Source organism: Comamonas antarctica (assembly GCF_013363755.1).
GTDB classification, from domain to species: Bacteria; Pseudomonadota; Gammaproteobacteria; order Burkholderiales; family Burkholderiaceae_C; genus Comamonas; species Comamonas antarctica.
The window spans coordinates 1,796,484-1,822,395 of record NZ_CP054840.1; the positions used below are offsets into that span (position 1 = coordinate 1,796,484).

At 67.0% G+C, this 25,912-nt stretch carries 23 protein-coding genes and 1 tRNA gene; 8 read left to right on the forward strand and 16 right to left on the reverse strand.

Annotation, left to right across the window (positions count from 1 at the left end; translation table 11 throughout):
• Positions 1–27: 27 nt before the first annotated feature.
• From kdsB to HUK68_RS08620, 5 genes are read right to left on the reverse strand one after another with little or no spacing between them, the layout of a single operon-like run.
• Positions 28–849, reverse strand: a complete 822-nt coding sequence (gene kdsB / locus HUK68_RS08600; protein WP_175503819.1) for a 3-deoxy-manno-octulosonate cytidylyltransferase — start codon at positions 847–849, stop codon at positions 28–30.
• Positions 846–1,028 carry a Trm112 family protein gene (locus tag HUK68_RS08605; RefSeq protein ID WP_175503820.1) on the reverse strand — a complete coding sequence of 61 codons (183 nt, stop codon included), beginning with the start codon at positions 1,026–1,028 and terminating at the stop codon, positions 846–848. Before HUK68_RS08605 ends, kdsB begins: the two co-directional genes overlap by 4 nt.
• Positions 1,029–1,046: 18 nt before the next feature.
• On the reverse strand, positions 1,047–2,030 hold the full coding sequence (gene lpxK / locus HUK68_RS08610; RefSeq protein WP_175503821.1) for a tetraacyldisaccharide 4'-kinase: 984 nt from the start codon (positions 2,028–2,030) through the stop codon (positions 1,047–1,049).
• Positions 2,031–2,056: 26 nt separating this feature from the next.
• Complete coding sequence (locus tag HUK68_RS08615) at positions 2,057–2,482, reverse strand: ExbD/TolR family protein (RefSeq protein WP_175503822.1); 426 nt, start codon at positions 2,480–2,482, stop codon at positions 2,057–2,059.
• Entirely contained in the window at positions 2,479–3,114 is a 636-nt protein-coding gene (locus HUK68_RS08620) for a MotA/TolQ/ExbB proton channel family protein (protein ID WP_175503823.1), read from the reverse strand. Before HUK68_RS08620 ends, HUK68_RS08615 begins: the two co-directional genes overlap by 4 nt.
• A gap of 133 nt (positions 3,115–3,247) precedes the next feature.
• On the opposite strand from HUK68_RS08620, the gene xseA reads away from it, so the two are divergent.
• The 3 genes from xseA (at position 3,248) to HUK68_RS08635 (ending at position 7,887) form a co-directional block, all read left to right on the forward strand.
• Entirely contained in the window at positions 3,248–4,561 is a 1,314-nt protein-coding gene (gene xseA / locus HUK68_RS08625) for an exodeoxyribonuclease VII large subunit (RefSeq protein WP_175503824.1), read from the forward strand.
• A 202-nt stretch (positions 4,562–4,763) separates the two neighbouring features.
• Positions 4,764–5,345, forward strand: a complete 582-nt coding sequence (locus HUK68_RS08630; RefSeq protein WP_175503825.1) for a Fe-Mn family superoxide dismutase — start codon at positions 4,764–4,766, stop codon at positions 5,343–5,345.
• 304 nt (positions 5,346–5,649) lie between these two features.
• Complete coding sequence (locus HUK68_RS08635) at positions 5,650–7,887, forward strand: NADP-dependent isocitrate dehydrogenase (RefSeq protein ID WP_175503826.1); 2,238 nt, start codon at positions 5,650–5,652, stop codon at positions 7,885–7,887.
• Between the two features lie 80 nt (positions 7,888–7,967).
• Here HUK68_RS08635 and HUK68_RS08640 read toward each other — a convergent pair whose 3' ends face one another.
• On the reverse strand, positions 7,968–8,483 hold the full coding sequence (locus tag HUK68_RS08640) for a DUF192 domain-containing protein (RefSeq protein WP_175503827.1): 516 nt from the start codon (positions 8,481–8,483) through the stop codon (positions 7,968–7,970).
• A 221-nt stretch (positions 8,484–8,704) separates the two neighbouring features.
• Here HUK68_RS08640 and icd point away from each other — a divergent pair, with 221 nt between their 5' ends.
• Positions 8,705–9,967, forward strand: coding sequence for an NADP-dependent isocitrate dehydrogenase (gene icd, locus HUK68_RS08645; protein ID WP_175503828.1), 1,263 nt, complete (start codon positions 8,705–8,707; stop codon positions 9,965–9,967).
• A gap of 50 nt (positions 9,968–10,017) precedes the next feature.
• Here icd and HUK68_RS08650 read toward each other — a convergent pair whose 3' ends face one another.
• On the reverse strand, positions 10,018–11,079 hold the full coding sequence (locus HUK68_RS08650) for a hypothetical protein (RefSeq protein WP_175503829.1): 1,062 nt from the start codon (positions 11,077–11,079) through the stop codon (positions 10,018–10,020).
• 355 nt (positions 11,080–11,434) lie between these two features.
• Between HUK68_RS08650 and HUK68_RS08655 the strand changes: the two genes are divergently transcribed.
• Positions 11,435–11,511, forward strand: a tRNA-Met gene (locus HUK68_RS08655).
• A 215-nt stretch (positions 11,512–11,726) separates the two neighbouring features.
• Here the strand turns inward: HUK68_RS08655 and HUK68_RS08660 are convergent.
• Positions 11,727–14,021, reverse strand: a complete 2,295-nt coding sequence (locus HUK68_RS08660) for an FdhF/YdeP family oxidoreductase (protein ID WP_175503830.1) — start codon at positions 14,019–14,021, stop codon at positions 11,727–11,729.
• Positions 14,022–14,138: 117 nt separating this feature from the next.
• On the reverse strand, positions 14,139–15,104 hold the full coding sequence (locus HUK68_RS08665; RefSeq protein WP_175503831.1) for a LysR family transcriptional regulator: 966 nt from the start codon (positions 15,102–15,104) through the stop codon (positions 14,139–14,141).
• Between the two features lie 102 nt (positions 15,105–15,206).
• Between HUK68_RS08665 and HUK68_RS08670 the strand changes: the two genes are divergently transcribed.
• Positions 15,207–16,421 (forward strand): M20 aminoacylase family protein, encoded by a 1,215-nt coding sequence (locus HUK68_RS08670; protein ID WP_175503832.1) that lies wholly within the window; start codon positions 15,207–15,209, stop codon positions 16,419–16,421.
• 25 nt (positions 16,422–16,446) lie between these two features.
• Positions 16,447–17,418, forward strand: coding sequence for a Bug family tripartite tricarboxylate transporter substrate binding protein (locus HUK68_RS08675; protein ID WP_175503833.1), 972 nt, complete (start codon positions 16,447–16,449; stop codon positions 17,416–17,418).
• Between the two features lie 36 nt (positions 17,419–17,454).
• On the opposite strand, the gene HUK68_RS08680 is transcribed toward HUK68_RS08675, so the two are convergent.
• The 6 genes from HUK68_RS08680 to HUK68_RS08705 all read right to left on the reverse strand — a co-directional run bounded on the left by HUK68_RS08680 (position 17,455) and on the right by HUK68_RS08705 (position 23,926).
• On the reverse strand, positions 17,455–18,045 hold the full coding sequence (locus HUK68_RS08680; protein ID WP_175503834.1) for a hypothetical protein: 591 nt from the start codon (positions 18,043–18,045) through the stop codon (positions 17,455–17,457).
• Between the two features lie 112 nt (positions 18,046–18,157).
• Positions 18,158–19,327, reverse strand: a complete 1,170-nt coding sequence (locus HUK68_RS08685; RefSeq protein ID WP_434082463.1) for a DUF1513 domain-containing protein — start codon at positions 19,325–19,327, stop codon at positions 18,158–18,160.
• A gap of 3 nt (positions 19,328–19,330) precedes the next feature.
• The gene (locus tag HUK68_RS08690) at positions 19,331–20,419 is read right to left on the reverse strand and encodes an imelysin family protein (RefSeq protein WP_175503835.1); all 1,089 of its coding nucleotides are present in this window, start codon (positions 20,417–20,419) and stop codon (positions 19,331–19,333) included.
• Positions 20,420–20,430: 11 nt separating this feature from the next.
• Positions 20,431–21,852, reverse strand: a complete 1,422-nt coding sequence (locus tag HUK68_RS08695) for a di-heme oxidoreductase family protein (RefSeq protein ID WP_434082466.1) — start codon at positions 21,850–21,852, stop codon at positions 20,431–20,433.
• A gap of 61 nt (positions 21,853–21,913) precedes the next feature.
• Positions 21,914–23,098, reverse strand: coding sequence for an imelysin family protein (locus HUK68_RS08700; RefSeq protein ID WP_175503837.1), 1,185 nt, complete (start codon positions 23,096–23,098; stop codon positions 21,914–21,916).
• A 135-nt stretch (positions 23,099–23,233) separates the two neighbouring features.
• Positions 23,234–23,926: a DsbA family protein gene (locus HUK68_RS08705; RefSeq protein WP_175503838.1), complete on the reverse strand. Its 693-nt coding sequence runs from the start codon at positions 23,924–23,926 to the stop codon at positions 23,234–23,236.
• A gap of 201 nt (positions 23,927–24,127) precedes the next feature.
• Between HUK68_RS08705 and mnmH the strand changes: the two genes are divergently transcribed.
• Entirely contained in the window at positions 24,128–25,183 is a 1,056-nt protein-coding gene (gene mnmH / locus HUK68_RS08710; protein WP_175503839.1) for a tRNA 2-selenouridine(34) synthase MnmH, read from the forward strand.
• On the opposite strand, the gene HUK68_RS08715 is transcribed toward mnmH, so the two are convergent.
• Entirely contained in the window at positions 25,174–25,788 is a 615-nt protein-coding gene (locus tag HUK68_RS08715; protein ID WP_175503840.1) for a LysE family translocator, read from the reverse strand. The two genes, mnmH and HUK68_RS08715, sit on opposite strands and share 10 nt — an antisense overlap.
• Between the last annotated feature and the right edge of the window lie 124 nt (positions 25,789–25,912).

Here is a 25,912-nt window from a genome sequence, read left to right on the forward strand (position 1 = left end):
ATATCGCCTTGCCCTTCAAGCCCTGGGTCAGCCCAGCAGCGCGCGCACGCGTGCCAGGTCGGCAGGGGTATCGACGCCCGCACCCGGTGCATCGTGCGTGACATGCACCGCGATGCGGTGGCCGTGCCATAGGGCGCGCAGCTGCTCCAATGCCTCGATGGCTTCGGTGGGCGCGGCAGCAAGATGGGGAAAGCTGCGCAGGAACCCCGCGCGATAGCTGTAGATGCCGACATGGCGCAGCGGGGCGAAGCCGGCGTGGCCGCCCAGTGCCGCAGCATCGTTCCACCATGCCTGGTCGGCATGGTCGCGCGCGAACGGAATCGGCGCGCGGCTGAAATACTGCGCCAGACCCTGTGCGTCAAGGACGACCTTGACCACGTTCGGGTTGCGCCAGTCGTCCAGCGTGGCAATCGGGTGCGCAGCTGTTCCCATGCTGGCTTCGGGGACCTGCGCCAACACCTGTGCCACAGCGTCGATCAGCTGCGGATCGATCAGCGGCTCGTCGCCCTGGACGTTGACCACGCAATCGCTGCCGTCCAGACCCAGCTGCTCGCAGGCTTCGGCGAGCCGGTCGCTGCCGCTTGCATGGTCGGTACGGGTTAGAAGCGCCTGCACGCCATGCGCCTCGCAGGCCGCGACGATGCGGGCGTCGTCCGCGGCGACCACGACCTTGGCCGCCTGGCTCAGCAGCGCGCGCTGCGCGACGCGCACCACCATCGGCAGGCCGGCGATATCCGCGAGCGGTTTGTCGGGCAGGCGGCTCGACGCCATGCGCGCTGGGATCAGTACCGTGAAGCCGCTGCTGGCGAACAGCGCGGGCGCGGCGTGGGCGGGCGCGGCAGCGGTCACGCTTCGAGTTCCTCGTCGGTCAGCGTGCGCGCCTCGTTTTCCAGCAGGATGGGCATGCCGTCGCGCACCGGGTAGGCAAGGCGTGCGCTGCGCGAGACCAGTTCCTGGCGCTCGCGGTCAAAAGTCAGTGGGCCCTTGGTGACGGGGCAGACGAGCAGTTCGAGGAATTTGGCGTCCATGGCGGTTGGAAATGATGATCAGTGATTCGATGATAGAGACAGTGCCTGGTCGAGCGCGGGAAAAAATCCTTCGGCAATGGAGATTTCCAGCGGCACGGCCCAGGCCTCGGGGTGGCGCGTCCACAGCTTGACCGCGTCTTTTTCCGTGCAGATCAACGCGGCCGCGGCGCCGTCCTTGCCGCTCCAGCTCGCAAAATTATAGTGATCGGGCAGGGCCTCGGCGCGGGCCAGCGTCAGCCCCTGGGCAGCGAGCATGGCAAAGAAATCGGCGGGCCGGGCCACGGCGGCCAGCGCGTGCAGCGGCTGGCCGCGCAGCGCCGCCAGCGCGATGCGTTCGCCGCGCGCATTGTGTGCATGGCTGGCCAGCGCACGCCGCAGCGCGAATGCGGGGGCGGTGCCGTTCGGACGCGGGCCCGCATACAGCACCAGGTCGACCTCGCGCGGCCACGGCTCGCGCAGCGGGCCTGCAGGCAGCAGGAAGCCGTTGCCCGTGCCTTCGTCGTTGAACACGCACAGCTCGACATCGCGCGCCAGCGCCAGGTGCTGCAAGCCGTCGTCGCAGACGATGAGCTGCGTTGCCGGGTAACGCGCACGCAGCGCGCGCACGGCATCGATGCGGGCCCGCGCCACGAACACCGGAGCGCCGCTGGCCCGCGCCAGCAGCGCGGGCTCGTCGCCGACGCTGTCCGCCGTGCTGTCGGCGGTAGCCTCGCGGCAGTCGCCGGTGCTGCGGCCGTAGCCGCGCGAGACGATGCCCACCGCCAGGCCGCGCCGCTGCAGGTGGCGCACCACGGCCAGCGTCACCGGGGTCTTGCCCGCGCCGCCCACGATCACGTTGCCGACGACGATGACGGGAATGCCGGCGCGCTGCTGGCGCAGCAGGCCCGCGGCGTACAGCGCACGGCGCGTGCGCACCAGGGCGCCATAGAGCAGCGACGCCGGCCACAGGGCCCAGGCGAGCGCACCGCGCCGCTGCCAGGCTGTGCGCAGGTCCAAGGGCATGGAAGTCTCGGGCGGCCGGCGCGTGCTCAACGCCGCTGGGCCTGCGACGACTGCGTCGCGAAGGTGATCTGCGCCAGGCCTGTGCGGCGCGCGGCCTCCATCACGGAGATCACCGCCTGGTGCGGCGCCGTGGCGTCGGCGCTGATGATCAGCACGCTGTCGGGGCGGCTTTGCGCCAGGCCCGCGAGGCCCTGGGTCAGCGCGGCCACGCTGGTGTCCGACAGCGCGGTCTTGTTGATCGCATAGCGGCCGTCGGCCGCCACGGACACGATGATTTCCTGCGGCCGGTTGCGTTGCTGCTCGACATTGGCGACCGGCAGCGTGAGCTGCAGTTCGGTGAACTTGCTGTAGGTGGTCGACAGCATCAGGAAGATCAGGACCACCAGCAGCACGTCGATGAACGGGATCAGATTGATCTCGGGTTCATCGCGGTGGCGCGGACGGAAATTCATCGCGCCGCCCGCAGCCGCGACAGATGGCGCACGAACTGCTCGGCCGACAGTTCCAGCGTGAGCAGGTATTCGTCGATGCGGCCGCGGAAATAGCGCCAGAAGATCAGCGCCGGAATCGCCACGATCAAGCCGAAGGCGGTGTTGTAGAGCGCGATCGAGATGCCGTGCGCGAGCTGGGCCGGGTCGCCCGTGCCCGAGGCCTGGCCGCCACCCTGGGAGCCGAAGATCTCGATCATGCCGATCACCGTGCCCAGCAGGCCCAGCAGCGGCGCGGCCGAAGCGATGGTGGCCAGCGCGGCCAGGTATTTTTCCAGCTTGTGCGCGGCGGCGCGGCCCGCGCCCTCGACGCTTGCGCGCAACTCTTCTTCCGAGGCATTGGGGTGGGCATGCAGCGTCTGCAGGCCGCTGGCCAGCACTTCGCCGAGCACCGAGTTCTGCGCCAGCTGCTGCACCACATCGGGCGCGGGCACGCCGCGCGACGATACCGCGACGGCCTCACTGAGCAGTTGCGGCGGGGCCACACGCGCTGTCTTGAGCGCCATGAAACGTTCGAAAACCAGCGCCAGCGCCAGGATGGAGCAGGCAATCAGCGGCCAGATGGGCCAGCCTGCGGCTTGTATGATCGACAGCAATTACTCTCTCCACGCGAAGGGGTGCAGCCGGGATTATGACCGAGGTGCCGGCGCGTGGAAGCGCAAATTCCAATCGAATGCCGGGGCTGCGGCCCCGCCGCCGACCGGGCCCCCTGAGAAAGCGTTTTGCCCTATGTATGATTTTTTCGAGCCGCCGCGTGCAGCGCCGCGGCCCACGGTCTGGGAAGTGGGCGCGCTGTGCCGCGCCGTGGCGGATGCGCTGCAGGCGCGCTTCAACCCGGTCACGGTGCGCGGCGAGATCAGCGGCTTCTCGCGTGCCGGCAGCGGCCACTGCTACTTCAGCATCAAGGATGCACAGGGCCAGATCCGCTGCGCGATGTTCCGCCGCGCCGCGCTGCAGATGGATTTCACGCCGCGCGACGGCGAACTCGTCGAGCTGCGCGGCAAGCTGGGAGTCTATGAGCAGCGCGGCGACCTGCAGCTGATCGTCGACAGCCTGCAGCGCGCCGGGCAGGGCGCCTGGTTCGAGCAGTTCCTGCGCCTCAAGGCGCAGCTGCAGGCCGAGGGACTGTTCGATGCCGAGCGCAAGCGCCGCCTGCCGGCCATGCCGCGCGGCATCGGCCTGGTCACATCGCCGGGCGCAGCCGCGCTGCACGATGTGGTCACGGCGCTGCGCCGGCGCGTGCCGCACATTCCCGTCGTGCTGGCGCCGGCGCTGGTGCAGGGCGCCCAGGCGCCGCAGTCGCTGCGCGAGGCGCTGGTGCAGCTCTACCGCATGGCCGAGGAGCCGGGAGCCGGGCCGGCCATCGATGTGATCCTGCTGGTGCGCGGCGGCGGCTCGATGGAGGACCTGTGGGCCTTCAACGACGAGCAACTGGCCCGGCTGATCGTGCAAAGCCCCGTGCCGCTGATCAGTGGCGTGGGCCATGAGACCGATTTCACGATTGCCGACTTCTGCGCCGACCTGCGCGCGCCCACCCCGACGGCCGCGGCCGAGCTGGTGTCGCTGCCGCGTGACAGCTGGCTTGCGGAACTCGCCCAGCGCGCGCAGCGCCTGCAAGCCGCGGCGCAGCGCCATCTCGACCGCCACCAGCAGCGGCTGGACCATGCGACGCAGCGGCTGGGCCGGCCTTCGGGCCAGCTGGCGCGCAACCAGCTGCTGCTGGCGCGCAGCGCCCAGCGCCTGCGCCACGCGGTGCAGCTGCGGCTGCAGCAGCAAGGCCATCGCCTGGAGCAGCGCGGGCAGCAATTGCCCCAGGGGCTGCTGCGCGCGCTCGAAGGCCAGCAGCGCCGGCTCGAGCGTGCGGCGCTGCGGCTCGAGCTGCTGGATCCGCGCCATGCGCTGCAGCGCGGCTATGCGCTGCTGACCGATGCCCAGGGCCACGCCGTCACGCGTGTGGCGCAGGCGCGGCCCGGCGATCGGCTGCGTGCGTCGCTGTCGGATGGCGATATCGATCTCGCCGTGACCCAGCCCCGGCTGCTTTAGGCCGCGCGCACCACCAAAACTGCGCTCCCGGTGTCGGACACCGGCGAAACATGGGGCCGCAGCCGCAAATGCCGCGCGGTTGTTCCTACAATGGCTGTCGTGAGGCCCATGCTGCGCGCCAGCGCGGCATGGCCCCATCCGCCGCGCGAGCCGCAAGGTCCTGCCGGGCTTGCAAGAATTCAAACCACCACGAGGAACCACGATGGAACATACCCTGCCACCACTGCCTTACGCAATCGATGCCCTGGCACCGCATTACAGCCAGGAAACGCTCGAGTACCACCACGGCAAGCACCACAATGCCTACGTCGTGAACCTGAACAACCTGCAAAAGGGCACCGAGTTCGAGACCATGACGCTTGAAGAGATCATCAAGCGCTCGTCGGGCGGCATCTACAACAACGCCGCCCAGATCTGGAACCACACCTTCTTCTGGAACTGCATGACCCCGAACGGCGGCGGCGAGCCCACCGGCGCGCTGGCTGACGCGATCAACCAGAAGTGGGGCAGCTACGCCGCGTTCAAGGAATCGTTCGTGAAGTCGGCCGTGGGCAACTTCGGTTCGGGCTGGACCTGGCTGGTGAAGAAGCCCGACGGCTCGGTCGACATCGTCAACACCGGCGCAGCCGGCACCTCCCTGACGACCGAAGACAAGGCGCTGCTGACCGTGGACGTCTGGGAGCACGCCTACTACATCGACTACCGCAACCTGCGTCCCAAGTTCGTCGAGACCTTCCTCGACAAGCTGGTGAACTGGAAGTTCGCCCAGGCCAACTTCGCCTGATGGCTGCGGGCAGCGCAGGCTGCCCATGCTCGACAAGAGGCCCGCGGTGCAAGCCGCGGGCCTTTTTCGTTGGCGCCATTGCACGGCACGGCACCGGTGCGCGCAAAAAGACCAAGTCTTATACAAGACATAGAAAAAAACCCACGCGCTCGGGTTAGAATTTTTGCATTGTGAGAGGCCGTTGCAAAAAAATTGCCGACTGTCTGCACAGCGCGCACAATGCGCTGGTTTACCTCGAGGGACTGCGCGGCGCGAAATGCCGGCCGGCGGCTCGAACACCCTTTTTACTACCCTGAGACAAGAGATGAGCACCCAGCAATCCACCATCATCTACACCCTGACCGATGAAGCGCCGCGCCTTGCCACCAGCGCCTTCCTGCCCATCGTGCGGACCTTCACCGCACCCGCAGGCGTCAATGTCGAAACCAGCGACATCTCGGTCGCAGGCCGCATCCTGGGTGAGTTCCCCGAGTTCCTGACCGAAGAGCAGAAGGTTCCGAACAACCTCGCCGAGCTGGGCCGCCTGACGCTGCTGCCCGAAACCAACATCATCAAGCTGCCCAACATCAGCGCCTCGGTGCACCAGCTGGTCAGCGCGATCAAGGAACTGCAGGGCAAGGGCTATGCCGTGCCGGACTATCCCGAAGATCCCAAGACCGACGAGGAAAAGGCCATCCGCCAGCGCTACTCCAAGTGCCTGGGCAGCGCCGTGAACCCGGTGCTGCGCGAAGGCAACTCCGACCGCCGCGCACCCGCCGCCGTGAAGAACTACGCGCGCAAGCATCCGCACAGCATGGGTGAGTGGAGCATGGCTTCGCGCACCCACGTGGCGCACATGACGCATGGCGACTTCTACCATGGCGAGAAGTCGATGACGCTGGACAAGGCGCGCGACGTCAAGATGGAGCTCGTGACCGCCAGCGGCAAGACCGTGGTGCTCAAGCCCAAGGTCTCGCTGCTCGCCGGCGAGATCATCGACAGCATGTTCATGAGCAAGAAGGCGCTGTGCGACTTCTATGAATACCAGTTCGAAGACGCGCGCAAGACCGGCGTCATGCTGTCGCTGCACGTCAAGGCAACGATGATGAAGGTCTCGCACCCCATCGTCTTCGGCCACGCCGTGCGCATCTTCTACAAGGAAGCCTTCGAGAAGCACGGCAAGCTGTTCGAGGAACTGGGCGTGAACGTCAACAATGGCATGGTCAACCTCTACGACAAGATCGCCACGCTGCCGACGTCGAAGAAGGAAGAGATCATCCGCGACCTGCACGCCTGCCACGAGCACCGTCCCGAGCTGGCCATGGTCGACTCCGCCAAGGGCATCACCAACCTGCATGCGCCCAACGACGTGATCGTCGACGCCTCCATGCCGGCCATGATCCGCATCGGCGGCAAGATGTGGGGCGCCGACGGCAAGCCCAAGGACACCAAGGCGGTCATCCCCGAGTCCACGTTTGCGCGCATCTACCAGGAAGTCATCAACTTCTGCAAGACCAACGGCAACTTCGACCCGGTCACGATGGGCACCGTGCCCAACGTCGGCCTGATGGCGCAGCAGGCCGAGGAATACGGCTCGCACGACAAGACCTTCGAGATCACGGAAGCCGGCGTGGCCAACATCGTCGACCTGGCGACGGGCGAAGTGCTGCTGTCGCAGAACGTCGAGGCCGGCGACATCTGGCGCATGTGCCAGGTCAAGGACGCCGCCATTCGCGACTGGGTCAAGCTGGCCGTGACGCGCGCGCGCAATTCGGGCATGCCGGCCGTGTTCTGGCTCGACCCCTATCGTCCGCACGAAGCCGAGATGATCAAGAAGGTCGAGGCCTATCTCAAGGACCACGACACCAAGGGCCTGGACATCCAGATCATGTCGCAGGTGCGCGCCATGCGCTACACGCTCGAGCGCGTCATCCGCGGCCAGGACACCATCTCGGTGACCGGCAACATCCTGCGCGACTACCTGACCGACCTGTTCCCCATCATGGAACTGGGCACCAGCGCCAAGATGCTGTCGATCGTGCCGCTGATGGCCGGTGGCGGCATGTATGAAACCGGTGCCGGCGGCTCGGCGCCCAAGCACGTGCAGCAGCTGGTCGAGGAAAACCACCTGCGCTGGGATTCGCTGGGCGAGTTCCTGGCGCTGGCCGTGTCGCTGGAAGACCTGGGTATCAAGAACGGCAACTCCAAGGCCAAGATCGTCGCCAAGACGCTCGACGAAGCCACGGGCAAGCTGCTGGACAACAACAAGAACCCGTCGCCCAAGACCGGCCAGCTCGACAACCGCGGCAGCCAGTTCTACCTGGCGCTGTACTGGGCCCAGGCCCTGGCCGCGCAGACCGAAGACGCCGAACTGGCCGCGAAGTTCGCACCGCTGGCCCAGCAGCTCGCGGACAACGAGCAAGCCATCGTTGCCGAGCTGCTGGAAGTGCAGGGCAAGCCCGCCGACATCGGCGGCTACTACCAGCCCGACCTGGCCAAGCTCGATGCCGTCATGCGCCCCAGCAAGACGCTCAACGCAGCACTCGAAGCAGCCCAGGGCTGATCGTGGCGCGCCCCGTGCGCGGGGCATGCAAAAAGCCGGCGGCTCCCGCAAAGGAACCGCCGGCTTTTTTAATGCGCCGCTCAGCGGCTGGTGAATGGCCGGCCGGTGAGCTTGGCGCCAGGCTTGAGGTTCTTCTGCGCAAACCAGCCCTGGTTCATCTCGAGCACGTAGCGCACCGGCTTGGCGGAGCAGTGCGACGCCTCGCTTTGCGGCTGCATGTCGGCCAGGTTGACGATGGTGCCGTCATCTTCGACGAACGCGGCGGTGAGCGGCAGCAGCGTGTTCTTCATCCAGAAGCACTGGCGTGCGGGCTGCTCGAACACGAACAGCATGCCCTCGTGCGCGGGCATCTGCTCGCGGTGCATGAGCCCCGTCTGGCGCTCGCCGAACGTCTGCGCGACCTGGGCATCGATGCGGTACATGCCCGCGCGCAGCTCGGTGCGCGGCAGTTGCAGCTGGGGCCTGCCTTCGGCGTGGACCGGGCGCCATGCGCCGCTGCCCAGCAGGGCGGACAGGCACAGGGCGGCCACGGGCAGCGCGGCGCGGCGGGAAAACGCCTGGCGCAGCAGGCCGAGGCGGGCAGAAGAAGCGGGCATGGTGTGGACGGTGTTCAAGCGGTGATGGAAGAAGGGCGGGCGGACGGCGCCACCGGCTGCGCCTAGTCTGCCAGAGGAAGGCGTGTGCCGGTGCAGACGCCGTGCAAATCCGGCAGTTGCGGCTGCTCCATCGTGGTGCAACCCGGCGGGTCTTTGTCGCTAGAATCCTAAGGCCTTTGCGCGCTGCATCCGTTTGGCGCGCTCACCGGAGAATTCTGCCAATGACCCGCTACCAGCATATCCAGGTGCCCGCCCAGGGCCAGAAGATCACGGTCAACGCCGACATGTCGCTGAACGTGCCGGACGAACCCATCATTCCCTACATCGAGGGCGACGGCACGGGCCAGGACATCACGCCGGTCATGCTTAAGGTCGTGAATGCCGCGGTGGCAAAGGCCTATGGCGGCAAGCGCAGGATCCAGTGGATGGAAGTCTATGCAGGCGAGAAATCGACGCGCATCTACGGCCCCGATGTCTGGCTGCCCGAGGAAACACTGGAGGTGCTGCGCGAATACGTGGTGTCGATCAAGGGACCGCTGACAACGCCCGTGGGCGGCGGCATCCGTTCGCTCAACGTGGCGCTGCGCCAGGAGCTCGATCTCTATGTCTGCCTGCGCCCGGTGCAGTATTTCCAGGGCGTGCCATCGCCGCTCAAGGAACCCGAGAAGACCAACATGGTGATCTTCCGCGAGAACTCGGAGGACATCTATGCCGGCATCGAATACGAGGCCCGCAGCGACAAGGCCAAGAAGCTGATCGATTTCCTGGTGCAGGAAATGGGCGTGCGCAAGATCCGCTTTCCCGAGACTTCGGGCATTGGCGTCAAGCCAGTGTCGATCGAGGGCACCGAGCGACTGGTGCGCAAGGCCATCCAGTACGCGATCGACCATGACAAGCCCAGCGTGACCATCGTGCACAAGGGCAACATCATGAAATTCACCGAAGGCGGCTTTCGCGACTGGGCCTATGCGCTGGCGCAAAAGGAGTTCGGAGCCCAGCCCATCGACGGCGGCCCGTGGTGCAAGTTCACGAATCCCAAGACCGGCAGGGATATCGTCATCAAGGATTCGATCACCGATGCCTTCCTGCAGCAGATCCTGCTGCGTCCGGCCGAGTATTCGGTCGTGGCGACGCTCAACCTCAATGGCGACTACATTTCCGACGCGCTCGCGGCCCAGGTCGGCGGCATCGGCATTGCGCCGGGCGCCAATATGTCCGACTCGGTCGCCTGCTTCGAAGCCACGCATGGCACGGCGCCGAAGTACGCGGGCAAGGACTATGTGAATCCGGGTTCGGAGATCCTGTCGGCCGAAATGATGCTGCGCCACATGGGCTGGACCGAGGCCGCCGACCTGCTCATCGATGCGCTGGAAAAAGCCATCCTGAGCAAGCAGGTGACCTATGACTTCGCGCGCCTCATGGAAGGCGCGACCCAGGTTTCATGCTCGGGGTTCGGGGCGGTGATGATCGAAAAGATGGACTGAAGCGGCGGCGGGTCGCGGCATCGCGGCCCTGCCTGGTCAACGTTTCCGTATCAGACGGGCATGTCGAAGAACAGGCTGCAGGGACTGCCGGTGAGATGGCAGTCGACGGCGTTCCAGTCATGGACCTCGTTGAACAGCAGATAGGCAACGACGGCTGCTCCGACCGTCAGCCCCGGCGCAGCGCGGTCCAGGCCGGTATCAGCAAGCCAGTGGGTGGCGCTGGCCGCAGGGGCGAGAAGCGCATCGCAGGGCTCTGCATCCTGCATGGGGACGCTTGCGGTGTGATGAGGTGGCGCCGGGCGCTGCGCGCTGCCGGGAGACGCAGCGCCGGCGCCGGTGACAGATTCCAAAGCCCCCGCCGAGCGGGCGCCCGCCGCGCCACTGGAGGCATCGGCATGGTCGTCGCGCGGCAGCCTGTCGAGGCCATCGTAGCTGTCATCGCCGCCGGAGCCGGAGCCGGAGTCGGAGTCGGAGTCGGAGTCGCTCGGATTTTCCCAAGCTGCAGTGCTGTCCGGACCATCTACGTCGATGTCGTCCAGCCCCGGGAATCGGGCCAGTACCTGCGCGTGCAACGCCTGTGCCTCGTCGTGCCATTGAGCGTCGTAGGTCCAATGCGGTGGGGCGTCGGCAAGGTCCAGGCTGCGCTGGGTGGGCGTATGGACGGGCTCTCCGGCGATGGCAGAGAAGATCTGCGAGGACAGGTAAAAGGAGGCCTCGAAACCCCAACGTATTGGAACCGACAGCGCTGAGGGCATCTCGGACAGCGAGTGCGATAGATAGTGGTTGGTCATGGGGCCCATGTATTCGGACCCACGGTACACATCACTGCCTGCCGACCACAGGATGTTCTGCAAGTTCTGAGCGGCGTTCAACATCGGCGTCAGGTAATTTCCACCGGGGTACGAAGTGTGTGCTGGAATCGCAGGGTCAGCGTACCCTGTCTCCATGCCGCGCGGCGCATGGCCGCCGTCGTCCTGGGGCCCCAACGGGGACGCGGGATCGTCCAGGATGACGTAGTCCTGGTCTTCGCCGTCGAGTGCCGCAGGGTCTTGGAAACCAGTCAGTTCAATTTCCTGGATGTTCTTATCGGAAGCGCGTTGTTTTTTAGGCATTTGGTTATCGCTGCAGTGGTTCTCCTGCGAGCAGGAGCTTTGGAGAGATGTCGTGGCAAAGACAATCGGACGGAAAAATGCGCCTCGGCACTTGGAGGCGCGCGGGTCTCGACCTGCGCAGGAAAGCGGTCTTACGTGCAAACGCATTTCACCAGCGCTTCAGAGAAATTGAATAATACTATCAAAGTATACAAAGTGATAGTTTAATTGCATGGTTTGGCATGAAGCCGACATTTGTCCGGAGGCCGGTTCTGGCTGATTTTTTCCGCCTAGCCCCAAGAGGGGCGCCGCACTGTGCTATAGTTCACTCATCGACGCAGGGGATGCAGCCAACGCTTCCCCGCTGATCAAATACCGCGCGATGGAGCAGTCTGGTAGCTCGTTGGGCTCATAACCCAAAGGTCGTAGGTTCAAATCCTTCTCGCGCAACCAATCCGTTCTGGCTTCGGCCGGAAATGCAAAAAAAAGCCCACTTCGGTGGGCTTTTTGCATTTCCGGCACCCGGGACCGCGCCCGCCGACGTCAATATGCCGTCGGCGTTGGCGACATGGCCCGCGAGGACTTCGCCTCCGGTTCGCCCGGTGGGCGGCGGGCCATGGCTTGCCGCGCAGGCCGGCAGATGGATGGGTTTTCGCTGCGCCGTGGCATCATGCGGCGGCGCGCGCGACATGCACCGGGATGTTCTTGGCGGCCGGCACCTGGCTCTGGAGTGCGTGATGCTGCACGGGCATCAGTGGATTGCATTCCGGAAAATAGCCGCCCACGCTGCCGCGCGGCAGGTCAAAGGGCACTACGCGCAGATCGGTCAGCTGGCGCAGGAACCCGTCATCGATCGCGGTAGTGACCTCGGCCATGTCGCCGTCGGCCAGCCCGCGCGCGGCCATGTCCTGCGGGTGCATGAACAGCACTTTGCGCGTGCCCCAGATATTGCGGAAACGGTCGTCGAGGCTGTAGACCGAGGTGTTGAACTGGTCGTCGCTGCGCAGCGTCATGAGGCGCAGCACGCGGGCATCGGTCTCGGCGGGGAAGGGCGGTGGCCGCTGGAACTGGGCCTTGCCACTGGCGGTTTCCCATTTGCGTTCGCGCGCGGCATTCGGCTTGGGCAGGCCGCCCGGTGCGCGAAAGCGCTGGTTGAAGCCCTCGAACACATCGGGCCAGGTGGCTTCGATGGCATCGCGCACGCGCGCGTAGTCGGCCACCCAGTCATCCCAGGGCACGCGCGCATTGGGCGGCAGGCTGGCCTTGGCAATGGCGGCAACGATGGCCGCTTCCGAGCGGATCGAGGGCGCTGCGGGGTCGGCCACGCCATCCGATGCGTGGAAGCAGCCCGTGGAGTCTTCGACCGATACGGTCTGCGGGCCGCCGGCCTGTTGGTCGATCTCGATTCGTCCGAGGCAGGGCAGCAGCCAGGTGTCGCCGCCCGGCACCACATGCGTGAAGTTGAGCCGCGTGGCCACCTGCACGCTCAGGTCCAGCTTGCGCCAGGCGGCGGCAAGCCGCGGGGTATCGGGCGTGGCGCGCAGGAAGTTGCCGCCCAGGCCGACAAAGGCACGTACCGAGCCGTCCAGAATGCCTTCGCAGGTGGCCACGGTGTTGCGGCCTTTGTCGCGCGGCGGCTCGAATGCATAGAGTTCGGCCAGCTTGTCGAGCGGCGCCAGCTCGGGCTTTTCGGTGATGCCCACGGTGCGCTGGCCCTGGACGTTGGAGTGCCCGCGCACCGGGCAGATGCCGGCGCCCGGACGGCCGATGTTGCCGCGCAGCAGCAGCAGGTTGCTGACCATCTGCACGTTGGCCACGCCTTCGCGGTGCTGGGTCAGGCCCATGCCGTAGATGCCCAGCACGGCCCTGGCCTGCGCGTAGGTGCGTGCGGCCTGTTCGAGCGCGGCGCGCGTGAGCCCGCTGCTGCGTTCGATCTCGGCCCAGTCGGCAGCCCGCATTGCCGCGGCAAACGCATCGAAGCCCTGCGTGTGCTCGGCAACGAAGCCGTGGTCCAGCACCGGTGCAGTCTGCGCCGCACGCGCCGCATCGTCGGCTTCGATGAGCCACTTGCACAGGCCGGTGAGGGCTGCCAGGTCGCCGCCGTTGCGCACCTGCAGGTATTGGGTGCTGATCGCGGTTTCTGCGGGGGTGAGCATCTGCACCGGCGACTGCGGATTGGCGAAGTGCACCAGGCCCACTTCCTTGAGCGGGTTGAAGGTAACGATGGGCACGTTGCGCTGGCGCGCTTGCTGCAGCTGGTGCAGCATGCGCGGGCTGCTCACGCCGACGTTCTGGCCGAAGAAGAAGATGGCGTCGGTGTGCTCGAAATCATCGAGCCGCACGGTGCCAACGGGTACGCCAATCGTCTCCGGCAGCGCCACCGAGGTGCTTTCATGGCACATGTTGGAGCTGTCGGGCAGGTTGTTGTTGCCATATAGCCGCGCCAGCAACTGGTACATGTAGCTGGTCTCGAGCGACGCCCGCCCGGAGGCATAGAACACCGTGGCCCGAGGATCGGCGGCGCGTTGCGCGGCCAGTGCACGGCCGATGCCGGCAAACGCTTCGTCCCAGCTGACGCTCTGGTAGCGGTCGGTGGTCGGGTCGTAACGCAGCGGTTCCGTCAGGCGGCCGGCGCCTTCGAGTTCGAGGTCGCTCCATTGGCGCAGTTCGCTCAGCGTATGCGCGGCAAAAAAATCCGGCTCGGCGCGCTTGTCGGTCAGTTCCCAGGCGGTGGCCTTGGCACCGTTCTCGCAGAACTCGGCATGCTTTGGCTTGCTGGATTTGGCCCAGGCGCAGCTCACGCAGGCAAAGCCGCCGGGCTGGTTTTGCTTGCGCAGTGCATTGACGGTCGCCAGTGGCGCGCCGTCGCGCACGACGCTGACGCCCACCGCCTTGATCGAGCCCCAGCCGCCGGCGGGATGGGGATAGGGTGGCAGGGTCGGTGCAGTGTTCTGGGAGTCCATGGGCCGGCTTGTGAAATAGAGACCATTGACTGTCCATGCTTTCTTTTGCATCCTCCGTCATCCACGCGGACCACGCGGCGTAGGCGCTTGCGCTGATGGGGCAGCCGCTGTGCGCCGCTAGCTGTCTCCCGGCAGCCAGTCCAGGGTGTAGAAGAACCGCTTCCATGCCGGGTCGGTGCTCACCGCCGCCTGGCGCACCTGTTCGCGGAACAGTTCGATGAACAGCGCCGCGGGTGGACTGGCCGTCTCCTGCGCACGCCGCACGATGCCGACCTCGTGGTGGGCGAAGCGCTCGTTCAGGTTCAAGGCGACAAAGTCGCCGTTGAAGTTCTGCGTTTCCAGCAGCGGCCAGGGCCAGAAGCTGAGCATGTCGATGCGTTTCATCAGCGCCAGTGCCAGCCAGCCCGAATGCGCAAGCTGGATGCGCGCGTGCGGCGGTGCGAGCCCATGCTTGCCAAAGAGATCCTGCATGACGCTTTCATCTTCATGCGGGCTGTGGCTCAGTATCCAGTCGGTCTCCAGCAACTCGGACAACGAACGCGCTTTCGCCAGCGGATGCTGCGCGCGCCCCACGACCGTCATCTCGTAGCGAAACAGCGGCTCGGCCTGCAGCCCCTGCAGCAGCGCTGCGGGCGCGATGCGGCCGATCATCAGGTCCAGGCTGCCGTCGCGCAGGCGCGGATAGGTGAGCGCGGCAAATCCATCGACGAACTCCAATCGGACATGCGGCAGCGCTTTCCTGAAAGCCGATACAACGGGCGCCAGCAGCGTCTGGCCGACCCAGGGCGTCACGCCCACCGCCAGCCGCCGCTGCGCGCCGCTTTCGCGGTGGCGTTCGAGCCGCTGCTCGGCCAGCGCCACCTGTCCGACGATGCTTCTGGCTTGCTCCAGCAACTCAAGCCCCGCGGGCGTGAGCTGTACACCGCGGCCGCGGCGCTCGAGCAGCACGACGCCGGCGCTGACTTGCAGCTCGCTCAGGCCCTGGGTGACGGTGGCTTGGGCCAAGCCGAGCGAGCGCGCCGAGGCCCGGATGCTGCCTTCGGCGCCCAGCGCGACGAGATAGCGCAACTGATGGAGTTTCATGTACGGAACTTAGCATGCCGTGCTGTCATTGAATGGCAAATCCAATCAATGAACGGTTTTTCAAATCTATAGCAACAAAGCATCGATGCATACACTTCAAACATGCATCCCACCCCTGAATTTGCCCTTGCCGACAAAGTGCTGCCGGCCATCCGTGACGCCGCCGACGACATGGTGCGCCTGCGCCGCGATCTTCATGCCCATCCCGAACTGGCGTTCGAGGAATTCCGCACTGCTGACCTGGTGGCCGACCGCCTCGCGCAATGGGGCTATGCCGTGCATCGCGGGCTGGGCGGGACGGGCGTCGTCGGCACGCTCAAGCGGGGAACGGGCCGGCGTTCGATCGGTATCCGCGCCGATATGGATGCTTTGCCGATCCAGGAAGCCACCGGCCTGCCGTATGCAAGCCGCAACGAAGGAAAAATGCATGCCTGCGGCCACGACGGCCACACCGCGATCCTGCTGTCGGCAGCGCGCGTGATGGCCCAGTCGGCGGATTTCGACGGCACGGTGCACCTGATTTTCCAGCCCGCGGAAGAAGGCCTGGGCGGCGGCCGGCATATGGTCGAGGACGGGTTGTTCAAGAAATTTCCGTGCGACATGATTTTCGCGCTGCACAACATGCCGGGCTTTCCCGTGGGCAAGTTCGGCTTCCTGGGCGGCTCTTTCATGGCCTCGTCCGACTCGGTCACGGTGACCGTGCAGGGGCAGGGCGGACATGGCTCGGCGCCGCACCAGGCGGCCGATCCAGTGGTGGCCGCGGCCTATATCGTAGTGGCGCTGCAGACCATCGTCGCGCGCAACAACGATCCGCGCGAGATGGCGGTGGTGAGCGTCGGCTCGATCCACGGCGGCAACGCGCCCAATGTGATTCCCGACAGCGTGCAGATGCGCCTCACGGTGCGCGCCTACCGCCCCGAAGTGCGCCAGATGCTGCGCGAGCGCATCACCGCACTGGTCCAGGCCCAGGCCGTGGCGCTGGGGGTGCGCGCCGAGGTCGACTACCACTGGCGCTACCCGGCGCTGATCAACGACCACGCCGCCACCGAACTGGCGCGCAGCGTGGCCGCGGACTGGCTGGGCGAGGACGCCTTGATCCAGAACATGCAGCCCCTCACGGGCAGCGAGGACTTCTCCTTCATGCTGGAGCAGACCCCGGGCTGCTACCTGATCGTCGGCAATGGCGAAGGCGGCCACCACAGCACCGGCGGGTGCATGGTGCACAACCCGGGCTACGACTTCAACGACGCGATCCTGCCCATTGCCTCGAGCTACTGGGTGCAGCTGGTGCGGCGCCTTCTGGCGCCCGCGGCCTGACGCTTTTCCTTCTCCTTGCATCACCATGAACCTTACACGACGCTCTCTTCTCGGCGCCCTCGCCGCCAGCCCGCTGGCGCTGCAGGCACAGCCCGCCTGGCCCACAGCCAAGCCCATCAAGATGGTGGTGGGTTATGCACCCGGCGGCTCGGTGGACCTGGCCTGCCGCGCCACGGCCGACTTCCTCGCATCGCGGTTGGCAGGCGCCATCGTCACGGTGGAAAACATGTCGGGTGCGGCGGGTGTCATTGCCGCGCAGCGGGTGTCGCAATCACCGGCCGACGGCTTCACGCTGATGGTCGGCTCGAGCAATGAGTTCTGCGCGACGGCGCATGTCAACCCGGCGCAGAAGTACGACCCCGTCCAGGGCTTCACGCATCTTGGCATGGTGTCGGAATCGCCGGTGCTGTTTGTCGCCAGCCCCAAGCTGGGGGTGAAGAACATGGACGAGTTCCTGGCGCTGGTGAAGAAGCATCCGGGCAAGTACAGCTATGGCAGCTCGGGCGTGGGCTCGACGCTGCACTTCGCGGGTGAGCTGCTGAAAAAGCGCGGCGGCCTTTTCATGAGCCACATCCCGTACCGTGGCACGGCGCCGCTGCTGACCGATCTGGTGGGCGGCAACCTAGACTTCGCGATGATCACGACCACGGCGGCCAATCCGTTCGTGGCCAACGCACGCCTGGTGGCGCTGGGTGTCACTTCCGCCAGGCGCAGCCCGGCCGCGCCCAATGTGCCCGCAATTGCCGAGCATCCCGCGCTGTCAGGCTATGAGCTCACGGGCTGGTTGTCGCTGGCCGCACCGCGCGGCCTGCCGCCAGAGACCGCCGAGAAGCTGCGTGCGGGCCTGCGCGCCGCGCTGCAGGATGCCGCCTACCGCCGCCGGCTCGAAGACGGGGGATTGGTGCCCGCGTCCGGCAACGAGGATATTGCCGCGATCATCCAGAAAGACGGCAGGAAGTACGCCGAACTGGTGAAGTTCGCCAATATCAAGGACTGAAGACGGCCGCCTTCACGACCAGGCGGATGGCGTGGACTACGCGGAAATATTGGCCACGCGCACGCTGAGGGCGGCGGCGACGCCCCCTTGCGCTGCCAGCAGGGGCTGGCATTCGCGCGCAAAGCCGCGCACGGTGCCGCGCGGCACGTCGTAAGGAACGACGCGCAGGCGCAGCGCCTGCAGCACCTGCGCTGCCGATGTGGCAGCGCTCACCAGGACGGCGCCGCCTTCGGCCAGGCCGCGGTCCGCCATGTCTTGGGGATGCATGAACAGCAGGTGGCGCGTGTCCCAGAAGCTGCACAGGAATTCGTCGAGCCGTCCCAGGGGATCGGTGTCGTCGATATCGAGCGTCATCAGGCCTTGCCCGGCGGTATCGCCATCGTCTGCGGCAAGTCGCAGCAGCGCGGATGCTGCCGACATGTCAGGAACGGTCGACGTGGCCTGCCAGGCGCGCGTGTGCCGGGGCATGCCAGCGCCATCCCGTCTGGCGGCGGAGCCGGGCGCAAACGGCGCGAGCGTGGCCTGGGCTTCATCCTGCAGCGAGCTCAGGCCCGTGGCGACATGCGTGTCCAGTCCGCGCAACGGCAGGGAGGAGGGCGGCAGGGGCTGGGCGTGCGGGAAGGCCATGGTGGTGCTCGATGGAAGATCAGACCATGCAACTGTCGCATTTTCTCGCCGCTCTCGACGTCATCCATGCGGGCGCGCTGCTGTAAGCATTCGCGCCGTATCCGCAGCTGGTTCAGGCCATCTGCATGCGCAGCCAATGGTTGTCGATCTGAATGGCGCCCACTTCCGCGGGCGCGAGGCGCGCCCCATGTCCCGAGGCATCGAAGCCTTGCGCCTGCTGCGTGCCGCCGACCCAGAAGCGCGCACCCGAGGCATCGGCGCCGGCCGCGAGCGCATAGGCGCCAGCCAGCGGCTGCAGGCGCTGCCAGGCGATATCCGCGCTCAGCGCGGAAGAACCGTACAGCGCGATGCCATCGACACGCGGGCAGCTGACGGCAAAGCCGCTGCCGGTGAAGGCGATGTCGCCGCCATAGCCCGCCAGCGGCTCGGGTGACGCGACGGCGCGCAGCGACTGGCCGTCGAATACCGCGAGCACCGGTGCGTGGCGCTTGGCCTGCGCATCGTCATGCTCGGCTTGCAGCGCCACGCCCAGCCAGCGGCGCGTCGCGCCGGAGCGCAGCGCAGCGCCCCAGGCCAGATGGCGCAGGCTCAGCCGCGGGTCGGCCAACTGCCACAGGCCCACGCGCTCGCCGCGCGCCTGCGGCGCCAGGCGCACGATAGACGAGTCCATATGGTCCAGGCGAAGCTTGCGCCGGCCGGTTTCAGCCTGCGTTGGAATACCGCCGTTGGCGACGATCAGACTGCCGTCGCCGTCAAGCAGCAGCTGATGCGGGTCCATGCCGCCGGTACGCCATTCGGCGAGCTTTTCCAGGCTGGCCGCGTCGCGCACGCCAATCAGGCCCTGGCTGTCGGCCAGGTCGGTTTCGGTGGTGTAGATATGGCGGCCGTCGGCACTGGCCAGTACATGGCCGTTGAACACGCGGTCGGGCTCGATCCAGCACCATTGCGGCTCCCCGCCTGGATGCCAGCGCACCAGCCAGTCGCCGGGCCGGCGCGCGACGGCCACGATGGCGCCCGAAGCTTCCTGCAGCAGCGCGTGCGCGCGCGTGGGAACTTCGAGCGTCTGCAACGGCAGCAGTTGCGGCGTTGCGGAGGTCGTCGCGCCCGACCAGCCGAGCTGGCCGATATGCTGCTGTCCATCGCGCTGCCAGGCCGCGATGAAGCGCGGCAAGGCCCGCTCCGCCGCACCCGCCTGCGCGCGCGCGGCCCAGGGCAATGCGGGCAGCATGGACCAGCCCAGCGCCTGCAGCAGCCACTGCCGGCGATGCATCGACTCATGCATGGCTCAATCCCCGTCGGCGTCGGAAAAGCCGATGTTGACCTGCAGTGCGGGAGCCACCTTGTCCTGCATCTGCTGCTTGACCTGGTTCAATGCCTTCACTGCCTGCAGTACCGCTTCCTTGTCGGTCGACTGCAGCTGCGCCATGGCCTGGTCGGCGGCCTGCACGGCATCGACCCATTGCTGGGCCAGGTCGTTGAGGCCGCGGCCGCGCAGGTAGAGCTCGATCGGCACGATGTCCTTGCCCGGCACGGGCACGGCGGCGCCGCGGTGCACGGCCAGCGCCTGCAGCGCCGACCATTGCGCGCGCCACGATGGCAGGCTGGTCTGGCTGGCGCTGCGCGCGTAGTCGGGCGCCGCGGCCTTGCCCTGGCTGCGCACCGGCTTTTCCATCTGCTGCCAGCGCAGGCGCTCGAGCCCGCCTATCCACTGGTTGATGAACTCGGCCATGAGATTCGGCGCGACTTCGGACTCGTCTTCGTCCCACGGCGTCTGCGCCAGCTGGGCAAACGCCTGCTGCAGCGCCTGCGCTTCGGCGTGGACTTCACGCGCCGCCATCAGCGCATAGCTGCAGGCGGGCGTGTTCGGTGCCGCGGGTTCGGTCCAAAGCAGCCACTCGAGCGCCGGAAAACCCTTGGCCGGCGCGCCCACGCGTTCCATGGCGCGCAAATCCCTGGGCGCCGTGGTGATGGCCTTGCGCACGGCTGCGGGCCGCAGCGGCTGGAAGTCCAGCAGGCGCATCGAACGGCGCTCGACCAGCGGCCCGAGCGCCACGGCCGACAGGCGCTCCCAGTCGGTGGCCGCGGCGCGCCAGCGTTGCTGCACGCCACCGATCGCACCCTGGCCCGCGCAGTACTGCTGCCAGCCGCCGATCAGCGCCTGCGCGCTGCCGGCAAAGGCCGCGGCATTGGTCCCATACCACTGGGTGACGAGGCCCGCGCTCAAATGCGGCGGGGTGTAGAACGGCAGCGCCACTTCGGCGTAGGCCGCGGGAATGCCCTGGGCGGCGGCAGGCGTGAGCGCGCCGGCGGCAAGGGCCAGCGCGGTGCCGGCCCAGGCCAGCGGACGCAGGGCGCGATGCAGGAGGTGGTTCATGGAATTCCGGTTCAAAGCGATTCGAGGAAGCGCACCAGTGCATCACGCTCCTGGGCATCGAGTTGCAGTACCGCGTCGCGCGCGGCGCTGGCTTCGCCGCCATGCCACAGCACGGCTTCGAGCAGGTCGCGTGCACGGCCGTCATGCAGCAGCCGGCTGTGGCCATTGACGGCCTTGATCAGCCCCAGGCCCCACAGCGGCGGCGTGCGCCACTGGTTGCCGTTGGCCAGGAAGTCGGGCCGGCCGTCGGCCAGGTCCGGGCCCATGTCGTGCAGCAGCAGGTCTGTGTACGGGAAGATGGTCTGGCCCGACAGCGCCGGGCTGCTCAGGCGCGGGAACAGCGGCGCGCCGGTCACGTAGCTGGGACGGTGGCAGCTCGCGCATTGCGCGCGCATGAAGATCTGCTGGCCTTGCAGCACCTGCGGATCGGCCGGATCGCGCCGGGCCGGCGGCGCGAGCGTCGCCTGGTAGAAGATCACGTCGTCGAGCGTCTTGTCGTCGATCTCGACGCCCTGGCCCTTGGCGCCGCGCGGCGCCTGCAGGCAATCCTTTTGCGCGGGCATGCAGGCCTCGTCGGGGAACAGCCGCGAAGTGATGCCGATATCGCCCTGGAAGGCCGAGGCCGTCTGGTGCGCAAGGCTGGCGACGTTGGCCTTCCAGCCAAAGCGCCCGGGCAGCATGGCGTTGGCATACGCATCCCACACGCGGTTGACCTCGCCGCGCACCGGGCCGCCCGCGGCCTGCTGCGCGCGCGCGTTGGCTTCGATCTCGGCCGCGGGAATGGCTTCGAGCAGGCCCAGGCCGATCACCTGCGGGGCAATGCGCGGGCTGAACAGCGTGTCCGGCGAAAGCGGGCCGTAGCCCAGCTCGCGCACCGTATAGATGGGTTTTTCGAGGGTGTAGGGCGTGCCGTCGGCAAACTTGCCGGCGATCGTTTCATAGCGGATGTGCAGCTTGCCCTCGGCGCGCACGCCGTTGATGGACAGGTCGTTGAGCTGATCGCCATAGGTGGGCTCATGCAGCGGGCCGCCCACGGCATTGCTGCCCGGCACCGACAGGCGCATCAGCAGGCCGGCGACGGCGCGCGGCTCGAGCCCGTTGTGGAAGTCGGGCGGCTGCGCGCGGCCGTCCTGCACATGGCAGCCGCCGCACGAGCGCGCGAGGAAGTGCGGGCCCAGGCCGTCGCGCGCCGTGGTCGACGCGGGCGCCTGCACCCAGTTGCGCTTGAAGAAGGAGTTGCCGATCACGAAGCGCGTGCGCTCGGCATCGGCCAGATTGGCCGCGGGAAAGGAAAAGGCATTGCTCCCCGTGGCAAACACCGTGGTGTTGCCGCCGGGCAGATGGTCGGCGGGCGCGGCAGATGCCGCCTTGCCCGCCGCAGCATCCACGCCCGGGCGGGCATCGGCATACACCTGCATGCCCAGCACGGCCATGCCTGCCAGGCCCCAGGCCAGGGCCTGTCGGCCTGTCAAACGGTTCATGGAAACTGCCAAGTCACTCGGGTTGAACGATGTTCAGGCGCTCGATGCCCACGGCCTGGGCCGAGGCCGCGAGGTCCTTGCTCTGCTGGATCAGCCGGTCGATGACGGTCTGGATCTTGGCGCGTGCGGGCGCCGAGCGTTCGCCCTGGATGGCCTGGTCGAACGGGGCGGGAATCTGCTGCGCCGCGGCCACCGAGGCGCGGATGTGCAGCGTGGTTTCCTGCGCCAGCGCGGGATTGCTGGCTGCGACCAGGTCGCGCAGGCCGGGGCCGCTCAGCAGCTTGCCGTCGAGGCGCTTGTACTGGCCGAGCCAGACGTTCTCGATGCCCTTGGCATTGGCAATCGCATCATTGTGGGTGTTGTCCGAGAAGCACGAGTGTTCGTCTTCCTGGTCCTGGCTGGCCAGCGCCACTTCCAGGCGTTCACCCGCGAGTTCGCCGCGCGACAGCGAGCCCAGGCCGACGAAGATCTTGCGGATCGACTCATTGCCGCCAGCCACGAATTCGGCGCGGTAGTTGTCCTTGACATTGGGAGCCCAGGCGGCTTGCACGTCGCGCAGGTCGCTGACCAGCAGGTCGGTGACCACCTTGAGGTATTCGCGCCGGCGGTCGGCATTGGGCTTCTTGCCGTTGACGAAATCGGTATACGGGCGCGCGCCCGGGCCGGTGGCGCTCAGGTCCTGGCCCCACAGCAGGAACTCGATCGCATGCCAGCCGGTGGCGATGTTTTCCTCGCCGTCCTTCTCGTTGAGTTCGGACAGGGCCTCGGCCGTGATCGGCTGCTGGCGGTCGTTGATGATGCCGGCGGTGTCGTTGCCCTCGACGTAATCGACATACGACTCGTCCATGGGCCAGGCGTTGATCCGGCCTTCGGGGCCTTCGTCGCTGTCGATCGGGCCGTCGTAGAAGCGGAAGGCTTCGGTCTGACCGTAGAAGTCGCGCGCATGCAGCCAGGCCTTGCGCGCCGCCGCCAGCGATTCGGCGCTGGGCTGGGCCAGCAGGCGGTTGATGGCTTTTTGCATGGCCTGGGCCGACTGCAGCGAATCGCTGTAGCCCGCATGCACCAGCTGGGCGTAGTGGCTTGCGACCTGAGGGGCCGTGACGGCCGCCTTCTGGGCAGCGGCGGGGGCCACGGTCTGGGCAAGCGGGGCGGCCGCGGGAACAGCGAAAAGCGCAGCGATCAACAGCAGTTTGTGCATATCTGGAATGGCCAGGGCGCAAGGCCCGACGAGATAGGGTTTGACGAAGGTGAACCCGAAATTGTAATGAGAATTTTTCTCATCGTTGAGCGCAATTCCGTCCAGATGCTGTGGTAACGGCTGGCGCGTGCTGGTTCAGCCTTGCGCGGCGTCTTCGGCTGCGGCCAGCCCCTGGCGCAGATGCTCCTGCCAACCTGTGGGATTGCCCAGCCACGGGCCCATGTCGATGCGCTGGGCCACGCGCCGGCCGCTGGCGCCGTCGGTGAACTCGAACACGAAGGTCGGAAAGCCCTGGCCGCCCGACGCCTGCAGCCATTCGCGGCTTTCCTCGATGTGGCGCGCGGTATCGCCGGCCAGCGCAATCTCATAGTGCGTGGTGAAGCTCAGCGTATCCAGGCCCAGCTCATGCGCCAGCGCCTGCAGCACCGCGAGCGTGGCGATCTGCCGGCCTTCGACATAGTGTGCGGCCTGGGCGCGCGCCAGGAAATCCAGCCCGCGCCCGTCCATGGCCTCTGCGGCCAGCATGGCCGCGATCGGCGGTGTCGAGTCCAGCGTTGCGCCCACCTGGTTGAGCAGGCCGTTGTAGTAGGCGTCGCCAAAGGGCTGGCCGGTGAGCTTGGCAATGCGCTCGTCGTGCGGCATCACATGCGCGCGCCAGTCGGGCGTGATGGTGCGCCGCGCCGGGCCGCTGAGCATGCCGCCTGCATGCCACTGGATTTCAAGCCCGGGCAGCGCGCGCGCGGCCGCCAGCAGCGGGGCGGCGGCATAGCACCAGCCGCACAGTGGATCGAAGATGTAATGCAGGACGGGAGCGTTGTTGGAAGGCATGGCGGCAAGGGCGGAGTGGCGAAGTGGAGTGCGGGCCCATGCTAAGCCTTCGAGCAATGTCTGGCGCACAGTGCGACAATGGCCGCCCCCTGCCGCCGCTCGCATGGCGTACGTTTCGTGCCCACGGCGCGCGCAGTTGCGGCGCTCCGTTCGTATCGAGGCTCGATCACGGAATGCCCTGATTCCATCCGAAAGCCTCGCATGTCTCCTCGCCCGCCGGTGCGCATCACCGACCGCCACCAGTTCCACACCCTGATCGACGCGCGCTCGCCCGCCGAGTTCGCGCTGGACCACATCCCCGGCGCCATCAACTGCCCGGTGCTCGACAACGATGAGCGCGCGACCATCGGCACGGTCTACAAGCAGGTCAGCCCGTTCGAAGCCAAGCGCCTGGGCGCGGCCATGGTCTCGGCCAACCTGGCGCGCCATCTGCGCGAAACCTTCGCCGACAAGCCTGCCAACTGGAAGCCGCTGGTCTATTGCTGGCGCGGCGGACTGCGCAGCGGCTCGATGGTGACCTGGCTGCGGCTGGTGGGCTGGGATGCGCAACAGCTCACGGGCGGCTACAAATACTTTCGCCACCACGTGATGCAGCAGCTCGAGGCGCTGGTGCCGCAATTGCAGCTGCGCGTGCTGTGCGGCGCGACCGGCAGCGCCAAGACGCGCGTGCTGCATGCGCTGGCCGCGCAGGGCGAGCAGGTGCTCGATCTCGAAGGCCTGGCACGGCACAAGGGCTCGCTGCTGGGCCAGTTGCCGGGCATTGCGCAGCCCTCGCAGAAGGCCTTCGAGACCCAGCTTGCCGACTGCCTGGAACAGCTGGACCTGGCACGCCCGGTCTATATCGAAGGCGAAAGCCCGCGCATCGGCCGCGTCGTCCTGCCGCTGGCGCTGGTCGAGCGCATGCGCGGCGCACCCTGCATCGAGGTGGAGGCCACCGCACCAGCGCGGCTCGACTATCTTCTGCGCGACTATGCCTATCTGGGCGATGACGTGGCCGCGCTTTCGCAGCAGCTCGACCGGCTGCGCGAACTCCAGGGCAACGCCTGCGTCGCGCGTTGGCAGGCATGGGCGCAGGAGCAAGCCCTGGCGCCGCTGTTTGCCGAGCTCATGGAACTGCATTACGACCCGCAGTACGAGCGTTCGCAGGCGCGCCATTTCCACGGCTGGCCCGCACGCACGCGCATTGCCTGTGCGGATCTGAGCGATGCCGGCATCGCGCAATTGGCGCGGCAGGTGGCCGCGCTGCATCAGGCATAGGCCCCCTGCCACACTTCCACGCCCAGTGGATACAGCGACAGCAGCAGCAGGCAGGCCATCCAACGGTTGAAGCGCTGCACGGCTGCGGGCGAGCGCAGCGTGCAGGCCACGCATTGTCCGAACAGGGTCCAGAAACTGATGCTGGGAAAGCTCACCAGCGCCAGCAGCAGGCCGGCCTGCAGCAGATGGGCGTGATAGCCGTCACGCGGGGTGTAGGTTGCGGCGATGCCCACCGCCATCACCCACGTCTTGGGGTTGATCCACTGCAATGCCATCCCCTGCCAAAAGCGCAGCGGCCGGCGTGCCTCGCGGTGGCCGGCGTGGCCTGAGCGCGCGATGTCCCATGCCAGCCAGACCATGTAGGCGCCGCCAAGATACTTGAGCGCCATGTGCAGCTGCGGCACGCGGTCGAACGCAGTGCAAAGACCGCAGCCCACCACCCACAGCATGAGCGCCGACCCGATGCTCACGCCCAGCATGTGCGGCAGGCTGCGGCGATAGCCGAAGGCCGCGCCCGAGGCCGCCAGCAACAGGTTGTTCGGTCCAGGCGTGATGGAGTAGACAACGGTGAACATGAGCAGCGGATAGAAGACGGTTGCATTCATGGCTGGTTCCTGTCGAGATCGAAGGGACGGTGGCCCCGCCCGGGGGCTAGGAAAACCGCGCGAGTTATGCCATGCTATTTACTATTGAAATAATCATGTCGATACAGTTTGGCAATAATTCGGC

Bases quoted from the DNA above. Each gene is read 5' to 3' on its own strand.
- HUK68_RS08615 (WP_175503822.1), bottom strand. From the start codon at position 2,482: ATGAATTTCCGTCCGCGCCACCGCGATGAACCCGAGATCAATCTGATC.
- HUK68_RS08695 (WP_434082466.1), bottom strand. From the start codon at position 21,852: ATGGCCGTGCTGGGCATGCAGGTGTATGCCGATGCCCGCCCGGGCGTG.
- HUK68_RS08705 (WP_175503838.1), bottom strand. From the start codon at position 23,926: ATGCCTTCCAACAACGCTCCCGTCCTGCATTACATCTTCGATCCACTG.
- HUK68_RS08690 (WP_175503835.1), bottom strand. From the start codon at position 20,419: ATGAACCACCTCCTGCATCGCGCCCTGCGTCCGCTGGCCTGGGCCGGC.
- HUK68_RS08660 (WP_175503830.1), bottom strand. From the start codon at position 14,021: ATGGACTCCCAGAACACTGCACCGACCCTGCCACCCTATCCCCATCCC.
- lpxK (WP_175503821.1), bottom strand. From the start codon at position 2,030: ATGCCCTTGGACCTGCGCACAGCCTGGCAGCGGCGCGGTGCGCTCGCC.
- HUK68_RS08685 (WP_434082463.1), bottom strand. From the start codon at position 19,327: ATGCATGAGTCGATGCATCGCCGGCAGTGGCTGCTGCAGGCGCTGGGC.
- HUK68_RS08630 (WP_175503825.1), top strand. From the start codon at position 4,764: ATGGAACATACCCTGCCACCACTGCCTTACGCAATCGATGCCCTGGCA.
- HUK68_RS08605 (WP_175503820.1), bottom strand. From the start codon at position 1,028: ATGGACGCCAAATTCCTCGAACTGCTCGTCTGCCCCGTCACCAAGGGC.
- xseA (WP_175503824.1), top strand. From the start codon at position 3,248: ATGTATGATTTTTTCGAGCCGCCGCGTGCAGCGCCGCGGCCCACGGTC.
- HUK68_RS08700 (WP_175503837.1), bottom strand. From the start codon at position 23,098: ATGCACAAACTGCTGTTGATCGCTGCGCTTTTCGCTGTTCCCGCGGCC.
- HUK68_RS08665 (WP_175503831.1), bottom strand. From the start codon at position 15,104: ATGAAACTCCATCAGTTGCGCTATCTCGTCGCGCTGGGCGCCGAAGGC.
- HUK68_RS08715 (WP_175503840.1), bottom strand. From the start codon at position 25,788: ATGAATGCAACCGTCTTCTATCCGCTGCTCATGTTCACCGTTGTCTAC.
- HUK68_RS08640 (WP_175503827.1), bottom strand. From the start codon at position 8,483: ATGCCCGCTTCTTCTGCCCGCCTCGGCCTGCTGCGCCAGGCGTTTTCC.
- HUK68_RS08680 (WP_175503834.1), bottom strand. From the start codon at position 18,045: ATGGCCTTCCCGCACGCCCAGCCCCTGCCGCCCTCCTCCCTGCCGTTG.
- HUK68_RS08635 (WP_175503826.1), top strand. From the start codon at position 5,650: ATGAGCACCCAGCAATCCACCATCATCTACACCCTGACCGATGAAGCG.
- HUK68_RS08675 (WP_175503833.1), top strand. From the start codon at position 16,447: ATGAACCTTACACGACGCTCTCTTCTCGGCGCCCTCGCCGCCAGCCCG.
- HUK68_RS08670 (WP_175503832.1), top strand. From the start codon at position 15,207: ATGCATCCCACCCCTGAATTTGCCCTTGCCGACAAAGTGCTGCCGGCC.
- mnmH (WP_175503839.1), top strand. From the start codon at position 24,128: ATGTCTCCTCGCCCGCCGGTGCGCATCACCGACCGCCACCAGTTCCAC.
- HUK68_RS08650 (WP_175503829.1), bottom strand. From the start codon at position 11,079: ATGCCTAAAAAACAACGCGCTTCCGATAAGAACATCCAGGAAATTGAA.
- icd (WP_175503828.1), top strand. From the start codon at position 8,705: ATGACCCGCTACCAGCATATCCAGGTGCCCGCCCAGGGCCAGAAGATC.